We start from the raw sequence: 4,081 nt of genomic DNA on the forward strand, positions 1-4,081 counted from the left end.
AATTTTTGTTATTTTCTTTGGGAAAGCTGCTAACAGCTTGTGATCTTAGAAAGAGAAGTTCTTACAACAATGCTAGCAGCAAAGCATGGATTCAAATATTCAAAAACACATTATTCGAAGCACAAAACTACTGCTTACGCTTTGGATGCTGGCTGTCGAGGTTCTTACTTTCTTTTTTTTTAGTCTTAAAAAAAAGCCCTATGGCTTATCCACAGGGCTTTCATTCTGTTACTTTTTGTTTTTCAAACGAGTGTTTAATTGGTTTGCCCATTTCTCAGCAAACTGAAGTTCACCGCTTAATTGCATATTAATTTCTACGTCATACAATTCAAATATTGTTTCTCGTTTGGAAGAATTTTTTGGTATAAAGCTAAGTCCTAAACGCTCGACATAACTAAGGCTGCCAATGTCGTTTCGTATATTTTTTATTTTCTTAACTACCTGGCAAAGCTGGACTTCGGAAAGGTCGACAAATTGAGAAATTGCATCCTCCTTTTTCTGCTTAAAAAAGAAAGCGAAATTTCTGTCTTCGTCTAATCCTATAACATAGTTGCCACAAAATTCGTATTGTCCTATTTTGCAATTATGTTGTTGTGCAATTTCATTAAGCGATTGCAACATTTTATTCTCTTTTTTTACTCTTTTGTAATACAATATCCCAATAGGAAGGATACATATCAATATTATAATCAGCCCAATAATGGCTGATCCCCAATCCATATCCATATTTTAATTTTTTTTAAGTTTTTTGAAATTATTAATTGGACTTTACTTTTTGCAAAGTCTTGATAAATAATGGCAATTGCCAAATACGATAATTACTTTAGACGGAAAAAACGTATTACCAAAAATAATGGAAGGGAAAAATGATGTCCGATTTCCGATATTGTATCAGAAAGTTCCTCGAAATATTGTTGTATTGTGAAAATACTGATTCAAATAACAGCTCTTTGGTTTTTGCAAGTGCCAAAAGCCCTTTGAATGAGTTTTTGAAACTTGGAACAGGTTGATTTATATTATTATTTACCGAGCTTTCTGATTGGGATGTGTGGCAGAAGAGTTTCGTTGAAAAGTCAGAAAAATAAAGCTCTTGTGATGCAAATGAATTGCTTTGAAAATTAGAATGTGCAACCGACTTTGTTACGACACCTATCGCAAAGCAATAAATCGCTGTTAGAAAAACTACGCTTAATATTCTGCTACGACTTTTCACGGTGCAAAGATAATCAAGTTTTTTGGATTGGCTGATTTAAATATAGGTTTCCTCTGTCGCAGCTTCCTAATCGCTGCACAAAGATTAATAATTAAGTCGTGTACAGCAAATTAGCAAGGGGATGATTAACACTTATAGAAAATTTAAAGAGATAGAAAAGTTTCAGATCCTGGGTAAGGTTGAGAGCCAAGGGTCTGAATTAATTTCCAGCAAATATCAAATTTCGCGAAGTGGGTTTTACTGTAAGAAAAACAGATTTGATTGTAAGTAGCTGGTAGCGTAAACCAGGAATACCCTCACTATAGTCCCTAAGCATAAGCTGGGAATTTTGCAGGATCAAGCATGCTATAAAATAAGGTCTCTGCGAAACTAACTTTTTCGATACCGCCCAAGCGTAAGCCAACCTTGATACACAAGAGTGATAATACATGCGACCGAAATCATTCTAAGAATTTTTTCCAGAAAATAGGGGGACAATCCAAAGTATATCTGATGCACTACAATTGATTTACTCACACCACTCATATCTATCGTAAATACAGTGTAATGCACAATGCCAATCTAATCACTATGAAATTTGTCAGCGCCAATTTACTTAGTGTTGTTAATTTGTTGTCTTGTGTGAATGTCGGTTGAGATGCCACAAGTGAGTTTAGTTGTTTTGAATAGGGATTTGCTTTTTATATTTACAAACATTACAACCACCAATCCTAAATTCATTACCATCTTTTAATAGAACTCTTCCAAATTCAGCCACAGTATCAGGGAAACTCTGCAACCACATATCTTTAATTAGATAAATGTTCTCTTGCTCAAAAACTTCATCAACTAATTCATAGTTTCTAACAGCCCAAGTGGAATCATGTGGAGTTGCCTTAATCATGTCGGGATTAATGCATGAAGTAATATAAGAATTCCAATATTCAGCGATTATTCCAATTTTCCCAAGTTTTTCGAATTCCCTGGAAATTTCGGCTCTAGGAGTCATCGTCTTAGGCCAAATATATTTTATGTTGTAAAGCGCTCCTATACCTCCGGTAACCACTGTTATCATTAAAAGAACGTTGATATAATTAATATGCTTTTTTGAGACATTTAAATTGTCTAATATCAATAAAAGCGAGAATGAAAGCGAAATATAAGTGCACGTAAAATATCTTCGAGGAACACCATTTAAAAAGGTCCAATTAGATATTATCATTATCACAAAAAGTGAAGTGGCTTCAAAAAGAAAAAATAAGATCCATTTCTTTGAAGAACTACTTAATCTTACCTTTTTAATTTGAAGAAACATTACTATTAAAATAACTATTACAAAATAGGCATATACACTTGTAAAAGGCTCATTAGCCTTGAATTTAAAGAAAGCTAAAACAGTATTCACAAAAATTCTAAGAGATAGTTTTATGGTCTTAAAATCACTGAATGTGGTATAATCATATCTGTTCTGAGCAATATTTTTTGCATAATGAATAAATATGTAACATAGAATAACCCCCATTAATGCATAGTAGAATTCTATCCTTTTGAATAAAGAGAGAGAAAATTTATTTGCTTTCAAATAAAAATATAATTGAACTGCTAACAATAAAAAGACACTAACAACTGCCATATCAGTCACCCAAATTACCGCTATAAGAAGAAGTGTAATTAACGAAAGAATTGAATGACGAAAAAGCGGATTATTCTGAATTTTCTCTTTTTGATAATAATCAATCAAATAACAGGATATTGCAATTAAGCTATAATGTATTCCAAAAGCTAATTGAGTAACATCAATAAGCCTCATTGGTGGGAAAAACCAAATAATTGCAAAAATTATTTTTAAAATATATGATCTTAAGAAATGAGAAAATGACAGAAATCCCAAAAGCAGTATTAAATAGTGTACAATAGATTCAGAAGTAATTGCAGATAAGTTAAATAATTTGAAAGGTATCTGGCCGAGTAAGGGAATGAGGCTACCCATTCTATCCTGTCCCCAGAAATAAAGGTCTTTGGGCAGTTTAAAGTAATGAATCATTAATATAGTTACCGCATTGTCAGAATTCAGGACAGGATAAAATAATGAAGAATAAAAACGAAAGGATAATAGAAAAATCAACCCTATTGTTAAGAAATATATTTTCTTCATTGATCATTATTATTAACGTGGAACACCCTTCACAGTAATGCTGTGAACAGTGCTTCTTAACTAAAATTAATTAATTTGTAAGAATCATTTGTTTTGTAGCAATGATCTTACCATCAGCAACTTAAACAATAAAAATATAAACCTGGTTCAAATTCCGAACCCTTTATTGTTATAGAAGATTCTCCTCTTTGATTAATTGCAAAACGTTTTATTTGTCTTCCCTGTAAATCATATATATATAGGGTAGCAGAATTTATATTGTCTAAAAGATTGAACCGAATGGTAGTATTTTCATTGAATGGATTTGGGGAATTTTGAAATAATTCTCCATAAGTATTGTTCTTCATAATAGATGAAAAATTCTGAGAAAATATTTCATTTAATGCATTTATATGTAGCTTTAATGCTTCAATTACCTCATTCTGTTTTTTTAATTCTTCAACTAAAAGAGGAATAAATGCAACATAATCAATACCTAATATGCCATCGTTATCTTCATAAACCAATTCCGGGAAAATTTCCTTTACCTCTTGAGCAATGAAACCATAATGAATCCGTTTGTCAGATTCGACCATTCCCCCAATTTGTTTACTAGGGTTCATTGTTTCAGTTTGAATTGTATTTGTATTTTTAGACAAAGAATTATTAACGATGTATGATACTCCGCGTAATTTGTAAATTTTACTTACTTCCTTTGAAATAGGAGCGATATTAGATTTTAATAAAGAATCTGA

4 protein-coding genes are annotated in these 4,081 nt (G+C 31.8%); 1 reads left to right on the forward strand and 3 read right to left on the reverse strand.

The annotated features are described in order from the left end of the window. Nucleotides 1–228 precede the first annotated feature (228 nt). Complete coding sequence (locus HPY60_11635) at nt 229–720, reverse strand: hypothetical protein (GenBank protein ID NPV51826.1); 492 nt, start codon at nt 718–720, stop codon at nt 229–231. A 149-nt stretch (nt 721–869) separates the two neighbouring features. Between HPY60_11635 and HPY60_11640 the strand changes: the two genes are divergently transcribed. Further along, nucleotides 870–1,010, forward strand: a complete 141-nt coding sequence (locus HPY60_11640; GenBank protein ID NPV51827.1) for a hypothetical protein — start codon at nt 870–872, stop codon at nt 1,008–1,010. 855 nt (nt 1,011–1,865) lie between these two features. On the opposite strand, the gene HPY60_11645 is transcribed toward HPY60_11640, so the two are convergent. Together HPY60_11645 and HPY60_11650 are read right to left on the reverse strand one after the other, a co-directional pair. Beyond that, entirely contained in the window at nt 1,866–3,182 is a 1,317-nt protein-coding gene (locus HPY60_11645; protein ID NPV51828.1) for a hypothetical protein, read from the reverse strand. Nucleotides 3,183–3,460: 278 nt separating this feature from the next. Then, the coding region (locus tag HPY60_11650) for a T9SS type A sorting domain-containing protein (protein ID NPV51829.1) at nt 3,461–4,081 on the reverse strand (621 nt) is incomplete at its 5' end.

The organism is Methanofastidiosum sp. (assembly GCA_013178285.1).
In the GTDB taxonomy this organism is placed as follows: domain Archaea; phylum Methanobacteriota_B; class Thermococci; order Methanofastidiosales; family Methanofastidiosaceae; genus Methanofastidiosum.